This is a genomic window from Anaerovibrio sp. (assembly GCF_024697385.1).
GTDB lineage: Bacteria > Bacillota > Negativicutes > Selenomonadales > Selenomonadaceae > Anaerovibrio.
In genome coordinates, this window is the sequence record NZ_JAILFV010000034.1 from 1 (window position 1) to 2257 (window position 2257).

At 41.4% G+C, this 2257-nt stretch carries 2 protein-coding genes; both read right to left on the minus strand.

Annotated elements, in window-relative coordinates:
• A partial coding sequence (locus K6C05_RS01760; protein WP_296730647.1) for a histidine kinase dimerization/phospho-acceptor domain-containing protein occupies nucleotides 1-1800 on the minus strand: 1800 nt, incomplete at its 3' end.
• A 91-nt stretch (nucleotides 1801-1891) separates the two neighbouring features.
• On the minus strand, nucleotides 1892-2257 hold a 366-nt coding region (locus tag K6C05_RS01765), incomplete at its 5' end, for a response regulator (protein WP_296730649.1).

The following is a 2257-nucleotide window of genomic DNA, read 5'->3' on the forward strand; positions in this document are numbered from 1 at the left end:
TGCCTCAATTTTGGAAAAGTCCAAAATATCATTTATCAGCCCCAATAACGTTGTACCAGCCGTACGAATATTTTCCGCATACTCCCTTATAGTATTATCAGTGGCTTCCCGCAATATCATTTCATCCATACCGAGGATAGCGTTAATTGGGGTGCGAATTTCGTGGCTCATGTTGGACAAAAAATCGCTTTTGGCCTGATTGGCGGCCTTGGCCTGTTCGGCCATTTCCTTAAAATCCTTATTGGACTGAGTGAGCTCCTGAGTCATGGCATCCAAGAAGGTTGCCATTCTGGCTGCCAAAGGAATAACTTTGTGTTTCTCCTTTTGTGGAACTAAAGGATGGCATACGCAATGGTCAGATTGCTCACCCTCCCGAAAGCCAATGGCGATAAGTGCGCTGTTAAGAATTCCCCCTTGACCATGATTGAAGTAAATCTCCGATGTACCATAATTTACTATCAATTGAGGCACAAAACGCCGATAAAAGCCAAGCTCCTCATCGGCAGCCTTATTTAAAAACATGGTGCGATTACCACAGATGGCCAAGAAAATTCCTTCTGGAGCGAAATCACACATTTTATCGCTGTATTTTGCAGTTTTATGCAAAAGCTCAGCTGGAACAGCATAGGTAAGTCGGACCTTTTCTCCCTGATGAATGTCACCATTGAAATATATCCGTCCCTGGTCATCATGGATAGGTGGAACCCGGGCAATAAGACAACCGTTTCGCTCAATTACCAGAGGGAACTCAGCAATGTTGAAAATAAAATTTTCATCAGGAAGAACCTTTAGGTAATGGTAATAGACATCAGTCGCCGGAAAATCATCCAAACGGGCAATACAGTTTGTCCCAATTGCTTCAGTAATGGTCAGCTCTTTACCCAAAGGCTTCCAGCCTAGTACATAATCCCCTTGAACATGTAAATCATCACCATAAAAAATGGTAACAACAATTCCTAGGGAAATAATCTTATCCCCGGCAATGAACTGACTTTCCTGCTTATTATGCATATCCATCAGCAGAAGATTTTTACTGGAAGACTTTACGTCAGTTATTTTCCCAAAGGTTCCGGCAGAGGCGCCAAAAAAAACGATATTTTCATTGCCGCTTACCATGTTATTAAAAAAGGTAGTAAACTCCGTTCCCATACAGCTGCAATAAACAGCAGCTGCTTTGGCATTAGGGTATGCAGCAATTAATTTCCCAAAGTTTTTTCCCTCCTGTGCATAATCAGCAGGGGCACCATCTATTTGAAGGAGCTTGATTTCGGAATGTATAAAGAAATTGGCACTTATTATAAGGGATTCTGTATCATTGGTATACTCAAACAGGGTTTCGGTTATACCAGTTACAACAGCCTCAGGCAATACCTCTTTAATACGAGTGAGTATATGTTCAGCCAGAGCTCCATTCATCCCATGAAATATGAGATGAATGTACAACGTTTTGGCATTCATGGTATTGCAGAGATTCTTTATATCAGTTAAATTGTCATTTAGCTCCTGCCACCATTTTTCCCGGACAAGCTTTTCTTTGAACAGCCGATTCTTTACGTCGACTATAACCTTGTCAAAATCATCAATTATTTCCTGTTTTTGGGGATTATCCTTTAAAACGTGTTCCCGAACCCGATCCCTTATGGAAATAAGTGTTTCATTGAGCTTTCGCTTTTCCTGAGATTTTTTTTCCTTTTTTCTTAAACGTTCCTCTACATCAGCCAAAACCGTATTTATATCCTGCCACCTATCATCATTTTCATGGCCTGATTCCTTATATACAATATATTTTCGTTGAAGCATGTTACGGTGCCTCCTTGGTTTTCTTCAATAAACGTTGATTTTGAAAACGCCCCTGCATAACACAAGGGCGGAAGGTTTCCAATTTCATATATTATAATACATTGGACTCATGAAGCTTTTTGAATTTTTGTTTTTCAAAGAAATCATCTACAGCAGCCAGCAGGCGGCCTCGTTCCATGTTCTTCAAAAGGTATCCATCAGGCTTTAAGGCCAGCACCTTCATTACACTTTCCTGATCATCCTTTCCAGTCAGGAAAATAACCGGTATGGAATCTACCTTGGATTCGCTTCTAATCATTTCCAGCACCTGAGGGCCAGAGGTAACCGGCATCTCATAATCCAGCAGGATTAAGTCCGGCGTATTGTCGGCAATGTACATGAGTGCCTGGATACCAGAGGTGACAATGGTTACCCGATATTTGGTGGACAGCCAATCCTTGACCATTTTCAGGAAGGT